The organism is Polyangium jinanense (assembly GCF_028435265.1).
Lineage (GTDB): Bacteria > Myxococcota_A > Polyangia > Polyangiales > Polyangiaceae > Polyangium > Polyangium jinanense.
The window spans coordinates 81,401-102,454 of record NZ_JAGTJK010000003.1; the positions used below are offsets into that span (position 1 = coordinate 81,401).

Sequence of the window (21,054 nt, forward strand, 5' to 3'; positions counted from 1 at the left end):
AAGCGATCCGCACGCGCCGCGGACTCGTATAGAATCCGAGGCCTCTGGAGGAGCCATGAAGCGTGCCACCAACGTGCGCGGGATCGAAGCAGCGTCGGCGAAACGGGGGCCGCGGCTCCAGCCCGTGCCGGGGCCGGCCCGGCGTCCGGCATTGTTCACGGCCGAGGTGCACGCACTCCGCGAGGACGGCGTCGTGCTCGGAATCGGCTCCACGACCGCACCCGCAAAGCTCGATCCGTCGGTCCACCCAACCGTGATCGAAGGCGCCCGCGCGCGATGCGAGCGCGTGCTCGTCGAGGAAGGCGCGGACGGCACGCTCGTCGTGATCGGCGCGCTACGCACGCAGCCGACGCCCGGCGTAGACGCGGCCGAGAGCTACACCATCAAGGCGAAGCGGATCGCGCTCGACGCCGGCGAGGAGCTCTCGCTCTCGGCGCAGACCGCAGCCGTCGTGCTGCGCGCGATCGGCGAGGTCGAGACGTACGCCGAGCGGATCCTGTCGCGCGCGGAAGGCGTGCACAAGATCGTCGGGCGCATGCTGCGCTTGAATTGATCAGGTTTGCCGGGGCAATGCATCGCGGGCCGCCGCGAGCGCGCGCTCCTGGACGACGATCCAGCCCGCGACGTCGAGGTGCACCGCTCTGCGGGTCACGAGCGCGAGCTCGCGTGCGAGGATCGGCCGTTCGCCTTGGCGCGTTCCGCGCGCCGTGAGCTCGGTGAGGATCGCGGACGGCGTCCACGGCTGGCCAAATCGCATGCGGGGGTTGTCGAGGGGCCGTCGCTCCTCGAACGCGCGTAGCCATGCTGCGAGCCGCTCCTCGAAGTCGCCGCCCGCGAGCGCGCCGGGGCGTGGTGCCGAGCCGCCGCCGATTCGCTCAAGGGCCTGCCCGATTCGATCTGCCTCGTCGAATGCCCCGTTCGCGGCTGCGCGGCGGATGCCTTCGATGAGAACGGGCACGTGGTCGGGGTGCCCGTGCCAGCCGAGCCAGGGCAAACCCTCGCGATCGAGGCTCGCTTCGGTGCCGAGGAGGTTCCGATCGAAGGGGCTGCCGAGGAGGCACAGGGCTTCGAGGGCGATGCGGCGTGCGCGCAAGGCCGCGACGTCGTCCGTGCGGGGACGCTGGAGCAAGGCGCGGAGGTGCTTCGGGCCGCGGGCGTCGCCGAGCGTGGTGAGGGCCGCGGCGGCGCTTGCGCCGGTGTCGGGGTCCGGGCTGTCGAGCAGGCGCGCGAGCAGCGGCGTGGCCGCCTGTGCGGGCAAACGCGCCGCGAGGTCGATCGCCTTGTCGAGCACGGCCGGCGAAGGTGAGGGCCGCATGAGGAGCAGCACCGCGCTCGCCATGTCCACGCGGCCGCGCCGCGCCATCGCGGAGAGCGCGACCTCGACGAGCGCGGGATCGTCCTCGCGACAGAGCTCGACGAGGGTGCGATCGATCGCCTCGTTCGAGCCGAGCGCGAATGCATCGACGAATGCCGGGTACGTCCGTGGGTGCGAGCGGCGCAGTGCCAGCACGACCCAGCGCATCGCCGTCTCCGAGGCGAGACAGGAGAGCGTGAAGGCGAGCGCGAAGGTCCGGCCGAAATCGGGCACGACCCACTCGATGGCGTATGCGAAGAGCGACTCCACGAGCCCGAGCGAGGGCGCGGCTGGATCGAGCGGCCGTTCGAGCGCGACGAGCGCGTCGAGGTTGTCGAGCAGGCGCTGCTCGAAGGGGCCGGCGTCGACCCAGGGCTCGTGATCGTAGAGCCTGCGCAGGCTGCCGAGGCTTGCGATGTCCTCGAAGCAGTCGCGCGCGAGGGCGCGGATCTGCGCGAGCTCCCCCGCGGCGCCCCGCGACGCTGCGAGCAGGGCCCGCCCGCGTGCCCCTTCGGCGGCCGTCGCCTCCTCGCGCGAGAGCACCCGCGGCGGCGGCACGACGACCGGATGTGCCCGCGGGACGCCCACGCTCGCGACGATCTCCTCGTTCTGCGTGGCTTCCGCGGCCGCCCCCAGGGCCCGCGCCGGCAGCCGTCCGCGCAGCCGCTCGCTCGCGTCTGCGAGCCAGCGCGCCGCGCCCTCGATGCGGTTTGCCACCACCTCGTCGAGCGAGATCCGCTCGCGCGCCGCCTTCAGCGCGGTTGAGGTGCGCGACAGGGCTTCGAGCGCGTCCAGGTCGCGCGGTTCGTCCGCGACGAGGCGGGTCAGGAGCGCGATCCCCTCGCGGAGCGCCTCGGCGAGCTCGGCCGTGTCCGATCGATCGGCGATCGCGAGCAGGCTGTCTTCGAGCGCGGACCGCACGCCTTCGAGCAGCGGGCGCGTCGATGTCGTTCCGGGCAAACCTTGCAGCATCATGGCGCCCCCAGGGCGAAGGCGCCGCGGGCGGGGCCCTCGGACGCGAGCGTGACGAGCGCCTCCGGTGCCGGGGCGAACCCCAGGCGAAACGCCATGCACGCGTACGCTGCGTGCACGGCACCGCTCGCCGCGCCCACGTCGCCGAGCTCGTCGTAGAGGCGCGTCTCGATCGTCTTGGCCTCGTCGAAGGCCGATCGGTTCCGGATGCGCACGAAGCTCCACTCTTTCACGCGGTGCCGCTCCCCGTTCACGTCCGGCAGGACCCACGGCACGGGCGCGCGCATCGCCCCGGCGACGCGGAGCGCGACCTCTGTCGCGGCCTCGCCGATCTCCGTCCCGTCCTCGCGCTCCATCCCCGTCGCGACTGCGAGCACGCGCGCGATCGGCGGGGCCGCATCCTGCCGCGCGAGCACCACGAACGCCGCGGCCTCCGACGGGATGAAGCCGTTCCACGCCCCCTCGGCGTGCAGCCGCCGCTCCTTGTCGAGCGCCGCGAGCACGGCCGGATCATGGTGGCTGTCGACGCCGCCCACGACCACGCACGGGCCCGCTCCCGGCGCCGCGAGCGCCGCGAGGCCCCGCGCGAGCGCCGCGGCGAAACCCGCGTGCCCCAGCACCACGGCCTCCGAGGCCGCGAGCGCGACGGCCACGCCCGCGCGTTTGCCGAGGACGTCGAGGAAGTCCGGCCCGAGCGGCTCCTCCTCCTCCGCGCGTCGCGGCGGCAGCGAGAGGAACAGCGGGATCGGCCCTTTCGCCGCGCCGATCCCGCGCGTCGCCTCCACGAGCGCCGGCGCCGCGAGCTCGATCAGCCGCTCGCGCCCCTTGCAGGCGTCGTCGATGCGGATCGCGCGCACGTCTCCGATGGAGTTTCCGCGCCGATCCCGGTGCCCGGTTTTCCCGGGCGAGAGCTTGCGCGCGCGCAGCATGAGCGCCGACTGCCGCGCGTCGAGCCCGAGCGGCGTTGACATCCCCACGCCCGCGACGAGGCCCATCGTGGTCATCGACCGCCCTCCTCACGCGCCCCGCCTTCACCGAGCTTCGGCCCTTCGCGCGGTGTCTCTTCCTCCGCCATGAGGCGCGCGAGCTCCGCGGCGAACGCCTTGTCCTCGGCCGCCTTCTCGCGGAAGCGCCATTCGAGCCGCCCGAAGGCCGCGATCCCGAGCCCCGCCTTCGCGAGCACCTGCGTCGGATCCTCGCGCTTCATCTTCGCCGCGATCGCCACGAATTCCTTGGGCGTGATCGCGGCCTCCCGCGGCGTCGCGAGCGCCTGCGAGGCGCGCCGGTAGGCCCGGACGTACTCCCCGCTCGGCCCGCCGTCGGCCTCCTCGCGCACGCTCGCGAGCCGCTGCGCCCACGCGCGTTCCTCGATCCCCCAGGTGTACTCGTCGATCCTGTGCTTCGCGAGCACCTCGCCGCGAGGCCATCGCTGCTCGGCGAGCTCCGCCGCGACCTGCGCGGCCTCGTGCGGCTGCATCTCCGGCTCGGCGGCGTTCGGGTGTCCCCACGTTTCGTAGCGAGCCATCAGGAGCTCCTCCTGCCGCAGGGCGGGCGGATCCTCGCCCTTCAGCACATCCTCGCGCTCCACCGCGAAGCGGAACCGCCCGCGCGGCAGCTCCCGCAAAACATCGTCCCACGCGCCCGCCGCGTCCTCGCTCCAGCGCCGGGGAGGGGCCCAGCCGATCACGATCCGGTCCACGTCGAGGTGTGGTTTGTCCGTGGTCTCGACGAGCCCGCGAAAGGTCACGTCCACCGTCGATTGATCCAGGTCGATCGCGACGCCGTCGAGGAAGAGCTGCACGTCCCCGCGGCGCACGCGGGCGGAGCTGTAGTCCACGAGCGCGCGCGGCACGTACGCCGGCAGCGCGATCTCCCACGTCGCCGCGGGATCCGGCCCGAGCCCCGCGAGGTAGATCGAGGTCACTTCTTCGACCTCGTACGAAATCTCCGGCGTCCCCGCCTGGTAGACGCTCAGGTCGAACTTCTCCGGGTGCAGGAAATCGTGCCTCGATCCGTCGTGACAGGCCTCCGGCCCGAGATCGATCTCACGGCCGTGCGGCGTCCGCGTATACGGCGGCCGGAGCGGGATCCGCCCGGGTTTGTCCGCTTGCACCAGGAAGGGAAGGCGCCGCGCCCCGAGGCCCACCTCGGCGAGGCGCGGCAGCGCGCTCGGCCCGAGCGTGCCCGAAGGCATGGGGACGATCTCCACGTGCCCCGCGAGCGTCAGATCGACCGCGAGGCGCAAGGGAACGAAATCGTCGATCCGCACGGGCTCACCGGGCGCGCTCGGACCTGCGTGCAGGCGCCGCGGCGGCGCGGGTTCGAGCGGGATCGACCGATGCGTCGCGCTCCGATCGAAGCGGAACGTGGCGACGACGAAGATCGTGAGCCAGTTCCGATCGACGGCCCAGGGCAAGACGCCGACGTGACAAGGCAGGGGTTTGGCGTGGCGCTCTCCGGCGGGACGAACCGGCGACTCCGCGACGAGGATGCGGCGAAAAGGCTCGGCCTTGGGCATCAGTTGCTGATGAGGGTTGCGAGGTCCGTCTTCTTGAACTCGGTCTTGAGGCAATCGGGCCACCACTCACCGGTCTGCTCGTAGCTGTAGAACCAGACGTCGATCTTGATGAGACCCGTGAGCCCCGCCTTGAGCTCGCCGTCGTCCGACTTGAGCGCGAGGCCGGCGTCGCTCGCCTCGAGCAGCAGCGCCCATTCCGCCTGGACCTGGATGCGGCCCTCGATCTGAAGCCAATCACGCACCTGGACGCGGATGAAGGCGTAGATCTTGACCTCGACCGGCAGCTTCACCCCCGCCGTGTCCCATTGCCAGCCGCGCGCCTTCGTCCATTTGAACGAGATGTACGCCGCGGCGGAGATGCTCACCTCGACGCCGAACCCGATGCTCGCCTCGGCGCCCATGCGCTGGATGATCCAGCCGACCGCGCTCGCCGCGACGCCGCCGACGAACGGGACGATGGCGAGGAAGTTCGTGAGCGGGCAGCTCGCCTCGAACGTGAGCTCGAAGAGGAGGCCGCTGACGCTGACCTCCGCGGTGCGCACCATCCGGTAGAGATCCGCGTCCTCGCCCGGCTCCCACTTGAACTGGATCTCGACCTTGAAGTCGTCGCCGGGGGCCTTGATGCTGCCCTCGGTCTCGACCCTGCCGAGGCGCGCGAACTGCTGGACGGTTTCGAGGCTGCGGTTGATCCAGCGGCCCACGCGAATGATGGGCTCGAGCGGGAGCTCGAACGTGAACTCCCCCTCGGGATAACAGTGCACCTCGTAGCTGACCCCGCCGCTGCACGCGCGGCCGGTGATCAGGATCCGCACCGGGTTCTGGTACGCGCGCCAGGCCCAGAGGAACTCGGCCAGCGTGCGCAGGTTGTTCAGCGCCGCTTCCTCGAGCTGTTTGTCGCGCTGGACCTGCTGGTACGCCTGCCGCCCGTCCTGGTTCTCGACCCGCGACGAGCCACGCGCCGCCGCGTTCTGCTGCGCGTAGCGGTTCTTGTCGTTGATCCGCCGGCGCTTCGTCGCGTCCGAATCGTTCTGCGAAATTTCGCCGGAGAACTCGATCGGGCCGCCATACGGCGGGTTCCAATCCTCGCCGAGCGTGATCTCGTCGCCCTCCATCTCGCCCGTCTTCTCGGGGATCGCCGCGCCGAGCGCGGTGAGGCCGCCCGATCGGGTGAGCAGCCACTTCATGTGCGGCGGCTGAACACAATCCGGCGGCGCGTCGGGCACCTTCGCGTTTTTCCGCTTCGCGACGATCTTGATCTCGTCGCCGCGCTTGATGTCGATCTGCGGCATGTTGCCGACGAACGGGGCTTCCTCGTCTCCGCCCTTGATCTCCGACGTGTCGTAGGAGCAGCGCTTGAAGAACTCCTCGGGGTTGTCCGTGAGCAACTCCGGCGGCACGTCCTGCAGGATCTTGCCCGTCGTGTTCGAGTGGTTCTGCGTCGTGGGATCATCGGTCCGCGCGGGCGGTTTGCCCTCGGCGCGGACGTCGGGCGAGCCGGCCGTGGCCCGCGCCTCCTCGCGGTACGTGCCGCTGACGACGCCGCCGCCCGAGTCCCCGTGCGCGGGATCGCTCGGCGTGATCGCCTCGCCCACGCGCACGACGTTGCCGTTCTGGAAGAGCGTTTTTCCGGACGTGTGCTCGACGGCCTTGTCCGTCGTCACGTGGTTGATGTGCGGCACGGGCTTCTGCTTCGGCGGATCGAAGCAGACGTCCGTCGGGCCGATCGTCATCGCGGTGTGCTCGCTGGTCTTCGTCGTGACGCCGCGGTCTTCGTTCGTAACGGTCGCGCCCATCGCTCGTTCCTCCGTCGCCTCGAGATCGGTCCGTCAACAGAAAATGCGCCAGCGCCCATCGAGACGCGTCATGTAGAAGTTCGAGCCCCAGCCGAGCGTGGGTTCGTCGCGGTGCTGCGCGCGCACGGCGGGCTTGCCGGAGGCGCGGCGCACGTAGGCGACGCGGCCGTCGGCGTAGCGGTCGAAGCGCAGGTCGTGCGCGTCGAAGGGCTCCATGAGCCATGGCTCGTTCATCCGCTTCAAGGCCTCGGCGCGCGAGAGGGGCTGCGGGCCGTAATAACGCTCGAACTCGCGCACCTTCAGGTCCATCGCCGTCTCGAAGCGCCCGGCGTCGCGCGTCGCGAACGCGTCGTAGAGCTCCTGCACGGCCGCGCGTTGATCGAGGGTGCCCTCGACCGGGAACTCCTCGCGCGAGCCGCGCCGATACACGGGATCGGGCAGGTCGTCGTCGATGCGGAGCACGCCGCCGCCCACGAGCGGCAGATCGATCGGCAGGCCCAGCGCAGCGACGCTTTTCGGGTAGTCCCAGGTGAAGATGGCGTGATCGATGTCCTCCGCGAGCCGCACGGAGATCTCGAAATGCGGCCCGAGATCCGGCGTGAGGGGCGAGCGCGGCGAGGGCGAGAGCTCCACCGTGATCGTGTTCTCGCCGCGGACCAGCCAGTGCGTGACGGGGCCGACCGGCGCGACGTTGTCGGGGACGATCCGGTCGTAGATCGGGATGCCGTTGATGAGGGCACGCGCGTGCGACGCCGGCCTGTGGAAGATGCGATAGAGGTAGTTCGTGTGGGCCATCGCCTTCCTCAGTTCTGCGACGACGTCGTCGATGCGAGGTTATTGGCCTGCTGCGTGTCGATCGTGATCTCGCTCGGCGCCTTCATGTCGATCCGGCCGCTCTTCAGGTGGATCTCGGTGTCGCCGACCTTCAGCGTGATCTCGGGCGCGGAGAGGGTCGTGCTCGTGGACTCGATGCGGAGCCGTTCGAGGCCCGCGAGCAAGAGCTCCTTCAGCGACACGCCGATGTAGTCGCCCGCCACGGTCGTCGTGCGCGACTCCTCGGCGCGCGACGCGTGCTTCTCGTCGGCCTTGCTGAAGACGAGGCCGCTCACGGTCTCGTTCCGGACCTTCTCCGTGTTCTCGGCCTTGTTGAGCTTGCCGATCTCGACGATCGAGCCGCCCACGACGAGCGTCGAGGTCTTGCCGGCCGTGACCGCGTTCGTGTGCCCGGACTGCTCGAAGACGTGCCCGGCGATGAGCTCCGTCATGTTCTGCTCGACCGCGACGTTGTCGTCCGCGTGCGTGTCGCGCAGGTGCGAGCCGCCGATCGAGATCGTGTGGTCCTTGTGGACCGTGTCCGTCTGCGAGGCCGAAATGGTCGCGGTACGGTTGCCGCCGATGTTCACGGTCAGGTTGCCGTCGACCTTCGACGCGCTGTCGTCCGTCACGTTGATGGTCTCGTTCGCGCCAATCCGGATCGCCTCGTTGCCCTTGACGGTCCGCTGCTCGACGTTGCCGACCTTCTCGTCTTGGTTGTTCGCGACGACGATGTTCTGATCCTTCTGCGCGTGGACGTGGATCTCCTGCGCGCCGGCCAGGTCGTCGAAGCGGATCATGTTGTAGCCCGAGGGTTTGTCCGTCGAGCGCGGCGAGGTCAGCGAGTGGAGCGAGGTGCGCATCTTGCGGATCGGCAGCTCCTCGAGGAAGGGATCCGCCGCGTTGAAGACACGTCCGAGGATGACGGGTCTGTCCGGATCCCCCTCCAGGAACTGGCAGAGCACCTCCCAGCCGATGCGCGGCATCGCCGACGATCGACCCGTGTTGTCCTGCAAAACGGGGATCCAGTGCGAGCAGGTGTCGTCCTTGGGCTGCAGCCGATCCCACGGGAAATGCACCTTCACGCGGCCCCACGCGTCCGTGTGGATGTCCGCGCCCGCGGGGCCCGTCACGAAGCCCGTGAGCGGGTTCGGCAAGGTCGGCACGTGCGTCTCGCAGAGCGGGCGATACACGACGTCCGCGGGCAGCGCCTCGAACGCGACCGAGAACGACGACGCGGTCCGATCCCACGCATGCACGACCTTCGTCAGGACGTACGCGCCGTCCGCGACCCCCGAGGGCGCGTCGAGGAGCGAGAAGATCGTGCCCGTCGCCATGCGCCCCGCCGTCGATCGACCCGCGAGGCGGCGCTTCACGCAGGCGAGCGCCGCGGCCCGGAGGTTCGCCTTGGCCTGGCCCTGCGCGGGCAGCTCGTACTCGCCCGGATAGTCGTACCACTCGGGTCCCCACGCCGTCGGGCCCTTGGCCGAGACGTCCATGTCGAGGCGCGGCCGCTCCGGGTTGAAGTCGCGCAGCGAGACCTTGCCCGCCGTCGCGCGGCCCGCCCAGCCGACCTCGAAGATCGCGTCGCGGTTCTCGTGCAGCCCCGAGTCATGGTGGAACGCGAGCGTCCCCGGGCCCTCGACATACGCGCTCGTGAAATCGCCGAGGACCATGCGGCCCTCGTCGTCGACCACGTAGAAGATCCCCTCGTCCTCGAGCAGCCGCGCCGCGAAATCGAGGTCCGACTCGCGCATCTGCACGCAGTACGGGCGCTTGACGTACGAGCCCACGAGCCGCGGTTCCACGGTCACGCCGTGCGCGCCGATCACCTCGGCCACGATCTCGGGCGCGGATTTGTCGCGGAAGATCCGGATGTCGACGCGGTGCCGCGCGGTCGCGAGGCGCGGTTCGAGCACGAGCGTCACCTTGCCCGTGCCCGCGTTGCCCTTGCGCGTCGCGGCGCGCTTGATCTGGGTCACCACGCCCTGGATCCGCCGCTCGTCGGCGGCGCGCGTCAGCGTGACCGTGGCGTCCGTGAAGATGAGCGCGTCCGGATCCAGCGCATCGGTGGGCTCGACCTGGAGCGTGATCTCGAAGCGGTACGGCCGCGAGAGCGCCTCCTCGCCCGTGATCGTCTTGACGGGGTACGTCGCGCCGCCGAGCTCGATGAAATAACGAAGCGGATCCTCGGTTGCCACGGCGTCCTCCTCAGTTGTGCTCGATGATCCCGCTGTCGGCGTCGAACGTCGCGCCCGACAGATCGAGGCTCGGGGTCGTGATCGTGATCGCTTCCGTGGTCATCGTGAGCACGCTCGATCCGCACGAAAACCGGATGCTCTCGACCGCCTCGATGTGCACGACGGGCGCGCTGCCGAGGACCGACGACGTGACCTTCCACGTCGACGTCGTGTCGGCGTTGTCGAGGTACTTCTCGTTCGAGACGCAGACGATCGAGCCGCCGACCTCCTCGTTCCACACCTTGTTCACGTCGAGGGCGCGGTCCTTCTTCGCCACCTCGATCTTCGAGCCGGCGATGACCTGCACCGAGTCCTTGCGCGCGACCTCGGAGACGTCCTCGCCCGCGATCTTCACGACGCTGCCGCCGACGACCGTCACCATGTCGCGCGAGGTCCGGTTGATGTTGTTCGGCGTGATCTCGATCAGCGACCCGCCGACGGAGAGCGTGCGATCCCCCTTCACGGACGTTCGGTGCGCGTCGCCCACGCGGATCGTCCGCGAGCCGCCCACGGTCTCCGTCTCGTTGCCCGAGACCGACTTGATGCGCAGGCCCGAGACCGTCAGCGTCTCGTTGCCGCCGATCCGGATCTGCTGATCGCGGATCACGCGCTCCTCCTGGGAGGCGTGGATCGTCAGGTCGTGGTTTGCCGCGACCGTGCGCGTGGAGTCGTTCTGGATGCTCTCCCAGCGCGAATCGAGGACGATGTAGTTCATGTCGCGCGAGGCGTTGATGAACATCTCCTCGGCGCCCATCCGGTCCTCGAAGTAGATCTCGTTCGCCGTGCCGTCCGCGGGCACCGTCGCCGTCTTCCACACGACGCGTGTCATGTTGCCGGGCAGCTTGTACTCGGGCAGGCGCTGGCCGTCGTGGATGCGCCAGATCACGCTCGGCGCGTCGACGCCGCCCTCCTCGTTGAAGGTCGCGACGTTCCAGCCCATGCGCGGAAACAGCATCGATCCAGGGGCCGCGCGCTGCGCCACGCGCATCCACGTGCCGCCCTTCTCGTTGCGCGGGCCGAGCCGATCCCAGTGCAGGATCGTCCGCACCCGCGCGAGCTCGTCCGGATGCACCTCCTGCCCGTCGGGCCCGATCACCTGCCCGAGCTGGAGCCCCGCCTGCTTCGCCTCCGGCGTCGCTCGCTCGGGCCGGAACGCGACCTCGGCCCGGATCGCCCAGAAGCGCGTGTCGCACGGCTGATGCTCGTCGCCGTCGACCTCGACGCGCGTCACGAGGTAACGCCCGTTCAGCTTGCCGACCGGGTGCCCGTCGATCTCGAGCGTGACGCCGGGGTAGGGGCGCACGCTCGTCGACAAACCCATCACGCCCGCCCGCGCGGCCACGGCCGCGTCGCGCTGATCTCGCACCCGCACCGCGAGGATCGCCTCCATCCCCGTGCCCCCGCCCGGCGCGTCGTACACCTCGTGCCGGCCCGCGCCGGCCTGCGCCTTGATCGGCACGAGCGGACGTTTGAGGTCGTACGACTTCGCCGCGAACCGACCCGTCGAAGCCGCGCTCACCGAGCCGAGCTGCGTCACGGCGTCCTGCTTCGGCTGGAGCGCGCTCTCGCGCACCCACGGCAGGAGCGCGCCGCCCGGCATCTCCGGCGCGGCCGTCGAGTTGTCCGAGAAGACGGTGATCGAGCCCGCGTCGTGATCGAACCAGTAGTAAATCCCCTCCTCCTCGAGGAGGCGGCTCACGTAGGTCCAGTCGTCCTCGCGGTACTGCGCGCGGTAGGGGTAGCGCGGGTAGCTGCGCGTGAGCGCCCAGCGGTATTTTCCGGTGTAGTCGGCGAGCACATCGTCGACCACGTCTTGCACACGGACGTCCTGCGACGCGTAGCAGTCACGCCCGAGCGACTGCCGCCACATCATCGGCCGGAGGACGAGCGTCGCCCGCCCGCGCTCGCTATCGAGCGCCCGTGCGCTCGCCTCGGCCACCACGCCCGTGACCACGCGCTCCTTGTGCGCCTGATCCCGCAGGGTCAGCGTCGCCTCCGCGCCGATCACCACGTCGACGTCGGGCAGCGGCAGCTCGACCTCGACCTCGACCTCGTACCGGAAGAGGGTCGAGAGCGCCTCCTCTCCGCGGAGCGAGAGCACGCGGCGCACCTCGATCCCCGTGACGACGACCTCGGCGAATGCAAGTTCCATCGCGCGTTCTCCTTCAGGGCGTCAGCTTCTCGGGGTTGCCACGCAGGGTGATCTTCGTCTCGCTCTCCTGCTTGAGCGGCCCGGTGATGGTCACGTTCCCGGGCGTCATCTCGATCGAGAGCGCCCCGGCGCGGAGCGCGATCGAGGCCGACGAGACGAGCTCGATCACGCGGCTCCGGAGCTCCATGCGCTCCGCCGATCGGAAGAGCGCCGAGCCGCCCACGTTCACCTTCGTCTCTTTCGCCGACACGCTCATGTCGCTCTTCGACTTGCGCAGGACGAACCCGCTCACGAACGTGCCGAGGTTCTCGGCCACCGCCTCCTTGACGCTCTCCTCCATGCCGATCGTGATCTTCGACCCGCCGGCGTACTCGAAGAGCATCTCGCCGCCCTCGTGGGCCACCGAGCCGCCCGCCATCGAGATCGACGAGCCGCCCACGATGCGCGTCAGCGTCTTCTGGATCGAGCGATCGATCGAGCCGGTCTCGTCGTTGCCCGAGCGCGTGTAGCGGGTCCCGCCCACCGTCTCGACGTCGTTCTCCATCACGGAGGTCTCGACGCCGAGCGTGACGTCGATGGTCTCCTCCCCGCCGATCGTGTGGTCCCGGTCCACGTTGACCTTGTGCACGACGTGCCGGCCCACGGTCCGCGTCTGATTGCCGCCGATGTCGATCGTCTGGTTTTTCTCGACCGTACGCGTCGAGTTGCTCTCGATGAGCACCGTCTGGTTGTTGCCGATCGTCTCGGTCCGGTCGTGCTGGACGAGGGTCTTGAAGTCCTTCTGGGCGTGCCAGTCCATGTGCATCGAGCCGGCCGAGTCCTCCAGGCGCAGCTCGTTGAACCCGGCCTTGCCCGGGTACGTCTCCGTGCGGATCGTCATCCGGTTGCGGAACGAGGGCTGGTTGTACATCGGGACCATCTGCCCGTTGATCTGCCGCGCGAGGCCCACGGGGCGCGTCGGATCGCCGTCGATGTAGCCGACGCTGATCTCCCAGCCGACACGCGCGAGCGCGATCGAGGTCGAGATCTCCTGCGTCATGCGGATCCAGCGCGAGTCCTCGTCCGTGCCCTTGGCCTCGCGATCCCAGTGGAACTGCACCTTCGCGCGGCCGTAGGCGTCCGTGTGGATCTCCTCGCCCGCGGGGCCACGCACCATCGCCGTGTGGTTGCCCTCGATCTCCGGGCGCTCCGTCCGGACCGCCGGGCGGAACGGGACGTCCGCGGGGATGGCCCGGAAGCGGTTCTCGTAGTGCGCGACGCCCGCCTCCTCGCGATACTCGTGCTCCACGTGCACGAGCAGGTAGCGGCCGCTGAAGCTCGCGCCCTCCTCGTGCGTGAACGAGAAGATGCGCGCCGGCGCGAACGAAAAGACCGTGCTCGTGCCCTCCACGAAGCGCTTTTCCGCGCAGAGCGCCTCGACGCGGAGCTTGGCCAAAACCTCGCCCGCCGCCGGATCACGATACCCGACGGGGTAATCGTACACCTCGAGGTGCGTGTCCTTCGCGCCCGTGGCCGAGGCGAGGAGTGACAGGGCCGGCGTCTTCCAGTTGTGGTCGTTGACCGTGGCCTTGCCGGATCCCACGACCGCGCCGCGCTCGAACGAGGTGACGCCGAAGTCGCCATGCGAGAGCGCGCCCGCCGAATCGATGAGCTCGAACTCCGCGCCGCCCTCGACCTCGGGCGAGGCCGAGGACGCGTCGCCGACGATCATCGTGCCGTCGGGATCGAACGTGTAATAAAAACCCTCGAACTCCAGCATCCGCGACACGAATGCGAGGTTTGTCTCGCGATACTGCACGCAGTACGGCTGCGACGCCGATTGCCGCGTGGTGCGCCACGCGTGTTTGACCGAGCCCTCGCCGAGGACCTTCGAGACGATCGGCTCGGCGGGCTGGTCGCGCCACTTGCGCGTGTTCTTGTCGAGGCCGAGGAACCAGAGCGAGGGCCGGAGCTCGAGCTCGTAGTGCAGGTGGCCGTCCTTCTCGTCGAGGAAGCGGCCCCGCGCGAGCTGCATGGAGAACCGCCGCTTCTCCTGCCCGTCCCAGAAGATCACGACCGTCGCCGGCTCTTCGAGCAGCCCCTCGACGTCGAGATCCGAGCCCACCGCGACCTCGACCCAGGCCCCGCCGAGCTCGCTCATGCCCTCGTCCACGCGCAGCCGGAGCGCCGGCCAGGAGGCGTCGCCGATGCTCAAGAAGACTTCGATCCGCAACGCTTTCTTGCTCATGGCCTACACACTCCTCGCGCGCGTCGGATCCGCGGCCCGTCCCGCCCCTACGCTCCGGCTCGGGTCGCGGATCACGTCCTCCGGGAGCGTGCCCACCCCGAGCACGTAGATCCGCTCGAGCCGCTCCCATTTTCGCGGCAGCACGATCGACGCCCGCCACGTGAGCTCCACGGCGCGGGTCTCGGTATCGATCAGAAACCCGTCGAGGTGCGTCTCGTACGCGACCTTCTTGCCGTCGATCTGGCTGCCGAACTGCACGGCGTACCGGGGCAAACGGAAGCGCCAGACGCCGTCCGGCAAGACGCCGCCCACCTCGACCGGCTCGTCGCCGAGGAGCGGCGTTCCGCTGTGCAAACCCGGGACCGACCAGGTGTGGTGCATCGGATCAAAATCGCGCGGCCGCACGGGCGCGCGGCTCTTCGACCACGCCGCGTCGTGCGTGCCGATGCGCGAGCGCCGCGGCTCCCAGTGCGCCGGGATCGGCGCGAAGGCGCCGTACGAGGCGTGACACGGGGCGCCGCCTTCCTCGATCGAAGCCGGTTCGAGCGGCGGCGCGGGCTCGCCGAGGAGGCGGGTGGGCTGGCTTGAAAAACCCATCCCGATGGGATTCGCAGGCTCGAACGCGCCCGTGATGGGGTCGAGGCCGCCGTGACACTTGTCGAAGCGGAGCGGCACGGGCTCGACGAACGGCGCGGGATCCGAGGGAGCGACGGCGCCGCGCCAGTTCTTCACGTGCACGCGCGGCCCGTGCACGACGACGACCTTGCGCAGCGTGCCGACCTGGAGCCACGCATAAACGCGCCCCTTGGTCCCGGCTGAGCGCGGCGGCGGATACGCGACGCCCACGAGGCCGACGTCGGTGCCGGGTTTCTCGTCGGCCACGAGATCCGCGGGAAAACGCACGCCCCCGCCGCCGTCCCCCTCGTCCACGCGACGCACCGGCGCGAGCGCGAGCCTCGGCGCGCCCTCGCGGCTCACCTTGTAGGCGACCTTGGCGACGACGACGGCGACGTCACGGCCGTGACGGTCCATCATCGTCTCGCCGTCTACGCTCGCCCAGCTGATGTTCTCGACGAGCGTTTCGAAATTCATTGCGGAACGGATGGTAAACGCGGAAGGCGCCGCGCCACAAGCGTTCCGGGCGTGAACGAATCAGGAATCGAACGCGAGATCGGTGCGGGTCTCGCGCTCGCGCGGCGAGATCCGCGCCGTGGCTTTGCGCGCGCGCAGGTGATCGCCGAGGTCGAGGAAGAGGTGGGCGAGGCTCGTATAGATCTGCGCGGCCTTGCGCGTGCCCGGCTCGAAGCCGCGATCGGCCTCCTCCAGCGCGCGGCACGCGTTCATGTATGCGGCGTCGCGATCACTCTTGCTCACGGCGAGTCGCGCGAGGCTGTAATGGATACGCGCCATTCGACGGTGCGGGGTCGCGCCGGTCGAGGTCATGGCCATTTCGTTGTAAAAGTTCAAAGCCCGCTCGAGCCGCTCCTGCGAACGCGGCGTCGTGCCCGAGAGGACCTCGACCCAGCCGAGATCCATGTCGATCTCGGCGCAGAGATCGGCGGGCGCCGAGCCGCGGCTCCCGAGGTCGTGGGCTTGTTCGAGCAGCTCGCGCGCCTCGGCATACGAGAGCTCGCGCGCGCGCTGGTTGCCCACGCGGGCGAGGAGCTCGGCCGCGGGGACGAACTCGATCTGGTGCTCGACGGCGGCTTTCGTGGTCTCCTGGACGTGCGGCCAGAGCTCGGTGCGCTCGCGCGCGCTCGCCTCGAGGTAGGCCATGAGCAGGAGGTCGAGCGCCTCGTGCAGGGCCGCGATGCGCTGATCGGGCGAGAGCAAGTCGCGCACGCGTGCCCGGAACGTGGGCTCGTAGGAGACGACATCGGCCTCCTCGCGCAAGAAGCCGAGCTTGAGCAGGACCGGCAGGGCCTCGCCGAGATCGCCGAGGCGCTCGCGCGGCAGGTCCGCCTCGGCGAAGAACGCGAGCACGCGGGCGAGGCGCACGGCGCGTGGATCCTTGCGGCTGGCCTTGAGGAGGGCGCGGTCGGGCGAGACCTCGACCTCGGCGTCGACGCCGGCGAGGGCGCGGAGCTTCTTCTCGATGCTCGTGAGCTCGGCGCCGTGGGCGTCGTCCGAGCCCGGCATCGGCAGCTTTTCGAGCGCCTTGCGGGCGAGCTCGGGCTTACCTTGATCGAGCACGACGCGGCCGAAGACGGCGGCGAGCTGCGCGGGCGTGGGGAGCAGGCCGGGGAACTCACGCGACCAGCGGCCCGGCAGGGCCATCGGCGAGAGGAGGCGCATGGCGCGGTCGAGATCCTCGAGGCCGCTCTCGATCTCGCCGTGGTACGCCTTGGCGACGGCGTGCGCGTGCCAGGAGAAGACGTCGCCGCCGGGCATGAGCTTGCCGAGGATGGCGCCGTGTTTCTCGGCGACCTCGCGCGAGAGGAGTCCGTCGTACGTGCCCTCGCGGCAGCGAGCGATCCAGCGGAGCGCGAGGACGAGCTGCTGGGTCGTCTCCATGCGGCTCGACTCGACCTCCTCGTCCTCCTGAGGATCGTCGAGCCAGAAGAGGGCCTGCTCGGCGTGGTTGACGAGGAGGAAGGCGGCCGCGCGGAGGATGTCGGGCTGCTCGCGCGAGGGGATGGCGATGACGCTGCGAGGCTGGCCGGCCCAGAGGAGGAGGCGACCGGCGGCTTTTTCGGGCGGGCGCGGGCGGTTCGGGTCCTCGGAGTCGGGCGGCGGGGCGTGGACGAGGTCGGCGACGGCGCGACCGAGCGCGGCCCACTCGGCGAGGGGACGGCCTTTCTTGAGGTCGGCGCGGAGGGCGGTGACGACGCCGTGCAGGTGCTTCGAGGAGCGCAGGAGGTTCGCGAGGCGCGCGTCGGCGCACTCGGGCGACCACTCGGAGGCCGGGAGGAGCCCGCAGGCGCGGCCGATGCTGCGGAAGACGTCCTCGTCGATCTCGCCGGCGACGCTCTTGGCGTGAGCGAGGCCGAGGTGCGCGGCGCCGGAGGAGGCGTCGAGGCGCAGGGCGGCGCGGTAGTGCTCGACGAGCGTGGCGGGATTCGTGCCCTCGTGCTCCTCGTGCTGGGCCGCGACGAGGTGCATGAGGACGAACGACTGCGCCATGGTCGGCGCCTTCGCGACGCGCGTGGCGGCCGGCGGGCCGAGGAGGATCTTCCACTTGCGGTTGTGCTCGTAGAAGCGGTCGATGGTGGTGACGATGCCCTCGGTGCCGCCCTCGCCCTCGTGGCGGCCCGCGATGCCGATGAGGCGCTGGCGGCTGTCGAGGAGGGGCCCGCCGGCCTCGTTTTCGTGGACGACCTGGAGGAGGCGCGGCAGGGGCGGGAGGGTGTCGGGCTGGGACTTGCGAGGCGGCGGCTCTTCGGGTTCGCCGGCGATGAGCGAGACGCTGCTCCAGTGCAGGACGACGGCGCGCTTGGCGAGGGCGTTCTCGACGCTGTCGCGGAAGCCGACGAGGGTGACTGGGGTGTCGAGGTCGAAGTCCTTGAACTCGTCGGCCGGCATGAGCCGCAGGACGTGCGGCAGCTCCTCGGCGCAACGGAGGATGGCGAGGTCGCCCTCTTCGGGCGGCAGGACCTGCACGATCTCGGCGGTGCGGACCTGCTCGCCGGCGCGGAGGAGTTTTACGTAAGGGGCGTTCTCGCAGACGCGCCCGACCGTGAGGAGGTGGTGGGGGCCGACCGCGACGGCGGTGAAGTGGCCGCCGCCGGGAGCGAAGGCGAGCCAAATCGCCGCCTCGACGGCGGGCTGCGGGGAGGGGGCCACCATGGGCGCGAGTGTACCGGAAGCGGGCCCCGGAGAGGTAGGAAGTGATGGACGGGCAGGAAGCGGGCGTGGGAGCGGGAGCGGGAGAGATCACCTTCGCGACGCTCGTCGTACGCCACGACCGCCGCCGGCAGCGCAAGCGGGTGCGTGGTCATGGAAAGAACCCACGGGGAATCCTGCAAGAGGTTCAAGAGCGGGTGGAGTTACCCGCGCGGAAGCCACCTCCAGGCCGAAAGCTCGTACTTGACCCCTCCTCGGAGACCTCCCGAAGGTCATCGGCGCGATATCGATGCCGACACGCGGACCTTCCCGAGCCTTCCGGCTGGGGGTTGATGTCGGCTTGCCGACCTCGCAGTGGTCTCCGGCTGGGGGTCGATGTCGGCTTGCCGACCTCGCAGTGGTCTCCGGCTGGGGGTTGATGTCGGCTTGCCGACCTCGCAGTGGTCTCCGGCTGGGGGTCGATGTCAACTCAACCGCGCTCCAGCGCCGGGCGGACGAGCTCGAAACATGAGCGTTACCGGTCGAGTTGATGGGTGTTGTCATACCTGCGTTGCCATGCGCCACCGATTGACGTCCTCCGGTGCCGCGCAAGAGAGCGCGCATGCGATACCTCGCGCTCACGTGCGACTATGACGGCACGCTCGTCAAGCACGGCGCGGTCACCGACGAGACCTTCGCAGCGCTGGAGCGCCTGCGCGCGACCGGCCGGAAGGTGGTGCTCGTGACCGGACGCGTCCTCGGCGACTTGTTGGCCATTCTCCCTCGCCCCGAGCTTTTTGATCGCATCGTCGCCGAGAACGGCGCCGTCCTTTATCGTCCCATCGGGCGCGAGGAACGCGTCCTCGCGGAAGCACCGCCGCCGTGGTTCGTCGATAGGCTTCGCGAAACGGGAGTGGGTCCTCTCTCTGTGGGTCGCGCCATCGTGGCGACGCATGCCTCGCAGGATCGTGCGGTGCTCGACGTGATTCGACAGAGCGGCCTGGAGTTACGGATGGTGTATAACCAGGACGCACTGATGGTGCTCCCTGCGGAGGTCGGCAAAGGCAGCGGTCTCCGCGTCGCCTTGCAAGAGCTCGGAATGTCGCCGCACGAGGTCGTAGGCATCGGCAATGCCGAGAACGATCACGCCTTCCTCGCGCTCTGCGAGTGCTCCGCGGCCACGGCCGACGCCGTTCCATCGCTCAGGGAGCGCGCGGACCTCGTAACGAAAGGCGAAAACGGGCGGGGGGTCATCGAGCTCGTCGACGGGCTCCTCGACGACGACCTGCGCCACGTCGAGCCCCGCCTGACGCGCCGGCACGCGCTGCTCGGTACGACGGACGACGGCCAGCCGCTGCTCATCCCTCCGTACGGAGGCAACGTCCTCGTGGTGGGCCCGTCCGGCAGCGGCAAGACGACATTCGCAATGGCGCTGCTCGAACGGCTGGCGGAGCAATCGTACCAGTTCATCGCCATCGATCCCGAGGGTGACTATTCTCGATTCGAAGACGCCATCGAGCTCGGGGACATGCGTCGTCCGCCGAGCATCGACGAAATTCTGCGCGTGCTCGACAACCCCGACACGGACGTGTCGGTCAATCTCCTTGCAATCGCGCTCGGCGACAGGCCTGCGTTCCTCGAGCAGCTCTTCCCCCGGCTGCAATCGATGCGCGCGCGGACGGGTCGACCCCACTGGATCCTGATAGACGAGGCGCACCATGTCTGGCCGTCCGCTTGGGGACCCGTGTCCCTCACGTTTCCGCAGGAGGTGGGCGAGCTCGTCCTCGTCACCCTCCATGCCGACGAGATTGCCGTCCCGATCCTCGAGCGTATCGACGTCGTGATCTCGGTCGGGCCGATGCCTGAACCGGAGCTCGTGGCCTTCAGCGTGGCGATCGGAGTCCCACCGCCTCCGGTGACCGAGCCTCCGCGCCCCGGGGACGTGCTCGTATGGAATCGCGGCGCGGGTCAAAAGCCGCGCTGGGTGACGCCGGCGCCAGGGCGGGGGGAGCACCTGAGGCACCTTCGGAAGTACGCCGAGGGCAACCTTCGCGAAAAGAGCTTTTATTTCCGGGGCCCGGACGAACGGCTGAACCTTCGTGCCCGTAACCTGGCCGTATTCGTCGAGATCGCAGACGGGGTCGACGACGAGACGTGGCTCTACCACCTCGCGCAGGGCGATTACACGCGTTGGTTTGCCGAAGCGGTCAAGGACCCTGCCTTGTCAGCGACGGCCGCGGAGATCGCCGCGCGCACGGATCTCACGCCCCGGCAGAGCCGCGCGTTGATCTCCGAAGCCATCACGACCCGCTACACGCTGCCTGCCAGGCCGTAGTCGTGCAAGTCTCCCATGTTTCGTTCTCATGTTTCGTCGAGGAAGGTTTTGATCATGACCGGTCCACGGGGCGGAACGCGACAGGCACGAGGCGGCGGCAATACGATCTGCGCGGTCCGGCTCAAGCGGGCATACGAGGAACCTGAAGCGGCCGACGGGTACCGGGTGCTCGTGGACCGCCTATGGCCGCGGGGCGTGCGCAAGGATGCGCTTGCGATCGATGCCTGGATGAAGGAAATCGCGCCGAGCGCCGAGCTTCGGCGCTGGTTCGGTCACGATGAGGCCCGATGGGAGGAGTTCGCGGTGCGTTATCGCGCCGAGCTCCGCCAGCAGCCGGCTGCGAGGCTCGTGGACGAGCTCGTGGAGCGGGCAAAGCGGGGGACGGTGACGCTCGTCTTCGGGGCCAAGGACGAGCACCACAACCAGGCGGTCGTCCTCCACGGCGTGATCGCTCGGATGTTCCGCGGGACCGTCAAGGCCGCGTCGCGTTCGTCGGGGCCCGGTGTGAGGTCGACGTCGTCCGGCGCCTCCACGGCTTCGCGCAAGGCGTCGACCCGTCTCTAGCCAGTCCACGAGGGTATCCAGCCCGGCGGATCGCTTGCGGGAAACGATTGATCGGACTCTCGATCCACCCGCTCCAAGATGTCTCCGGATTCTCGCGGACCGGACGAGCTGCCGACGCTCCTCGGCTTTGTCAGCCGCTGCTGTGCCGATTCCGGCGGAGCGTCGGCCTCGAGCACGCCGGGGCCATGATCGACGAGTGCGAGAATGTGCGCCATGGGCGGGAAGCCTGCTGTCTGCGGACACCATCGCAAGCCACCTGCGTGCCTCTCTTCATGGTTCGCTTTACTCGACCGTTGAGCCTTCATTCGGACGGGTCATCCTCGG

General features: G+C 69.6%; 13 protein-coding genes. 3 read left to right on the plus strand and 10 right to left on the minus strand.

Translation table 11 applies throughout. The features are described 5' to 3' along the window. Positions 1–55 precede the first annotated feature (55 nt). Positions 56–553, plus strand: a complete 498-nt coding sequence (locus KEG38_RS08945) for a hypothetical protein (RefSeq protein WP_272418693.1) — start codon at positions 56–58, stop codon at positions 551–553. Here the strand turns inward: KEG38_RS08945 and KEG38_RS08950 are convergent, their stop codons facing one another. From KEG38_RS08950 to KEG38_RS08995, 10 genes are read right to left on the minus strand one after another with little or no spacing between them, the layout of a single operon-like run. After that, a complete protein-coding gene (locus KEG38_RS08950; RefSeq protein WP_272418694.1) occupies positions 554–2,329 on the minus strand; it encodes a HEAT repeat domain-containing protein in 1,776 nt (591 codons plus the stop codon). It lies immediately after the preceding gene. Further along, the gene (locus tag KEG38_RS08955) at positions 2,326–3,330 is read right to left on the minus strand and encodes a hypothetical protein (RefSeq protein WP_272418695.1); all 1,005 of its coding nucleotides are present in this window, start codon (positions 3,328–3,330) and stop codon (positions 2,326–2,328) included. Before KEG38_RS08955 ends, KEG38_RS08950 begins: the two co-directional genes overlap by 4 nt. Next, on the minus strand, positions 3,327–4,844 hold the full coding sequence (locus KEG38_RS08960) for a hypothetical protein (RefSeq protein ID WP_272418696.1): 1,518 nt from the start codon (positions 4,842–4,844) through the stop codon (positions 3,327–3,329). Before KEG38_RS08960 ends, KEG38_RS08955 begins: the two co-directional genes overlap by 4 nt. Further along, positions 4,844–6,637, minus strand: coding sequence for a PAAR-like domain-containing protein (locus KEG38_RS08965; RefSeq protein WP_272418697.1), 1,794 nt, complete (start codon positions 6,635–6,637; stop codon positions 4,844–4,846). Before KEG38_RS08965 ends, KEG38_RS08960 begins: the two co-directional genes overlap by 1 nt. A 33-nt stretch (positions 6,638–6,670) precedes the next feature. Next, positions 6,671–7,432, minus strand: coding sequence for a hypothetical protein (locus KEG38_RS08970; RefSeq protein WP_272418698.1), 762 nt, complete (start codon positions 7,430–7,432; stop codon positions 6,671–6,673). Positions 7,433–7,440: 8 nt separating this feature from the next. Further along, positions 7,441–9,651, minus strand: coding sequence for a type VI secretion system Vgr family protein (locus KEG38_RS08975; protein WP_272418699.1), 2,211 nt, complete (start codon positions 9,649–9,651; stop codon positions 7,441–7,443). A 10-nt stretch (positions 9,652–9,661) separates the two neighbouring features. After that, positions 9,662–11,842 carry a type VI secretion system Vgr family protein gene (locus KEG38_RS08980; RefSeq protein WP_272418700.1) on the minus strand — a complete coding sequence of 727 codons (2,181 nt, stop codon included), beginning with the start codon at positions 11,840–11,842 and terminating at the stop codon, positions 9,662–9,664. Between the two features lie 13 nt (positions 11,843–11,855). Beyond that, entirely contained in the window at positions 11,856–14,069 is a 2,214-nt protein-coding gene (locus KEG38_RS08985) for a type VI secretion system Vgr family protein (RefSeq protein WP_272418701.1), read from the minus strand. Positions 14,070–14,072: 3 nt separating this feature from the next. Continuing rightward, a complete protein-coding gene (locus KEG38_RS08990) occupies positions 14,073–15,161 on the minus strand; it encodes a DUF2169 domain-containing protein (RefSeq protein WP_272418702.1) in 1,089 nt (362 codons plus the stop codon). A 60-nt stretch (positions 15,162–15,221) separates the two neighbouring features. Next, on the minus strand, positions 15,222–17,855 hold the full coding sequence (locus tag KEG38_RS08995) for a hypothetical protein (RefSeq protein ID WP_272418703.1): 2,634 nt from the start codon (positions 17,853–17,855) through the stop codon (positions 15,222–15,224). Positions 17,856–18,453: 598 nt separating this feature from the next. Here KEG38_RS08995 and KEG38_RS09000 point away from each other — a divergent pair. Together KEG38_RS09000 and KEG38_RS09005 are read left to right on the plus strand one after the other, a co-directional pair. Next, a complete protein-coding gene (locus KEG38_RS09000; RefSeq protein ID WP_272418704.1) occupies positions 18,454–20,166 on the plus strand; it encodes an HAD hydrolase family protein in 1,713 nt (570 codons plus the stop codon). Positions 20,167–20,220: 54 nt separating this feature from the next. Continuing rightward, a complete protein-coding gene (locus tag KEG38_RS09005; protein WP_272418705.1) occupies positions 20,221–20,730 on the plus strand; it encodes a DUF488 domain-containing protein in 510 nt (169 codons plus the stop codon). The last annotated feature ends 324 nt before the right edge of the window (positions 20,731–21,054 follow it).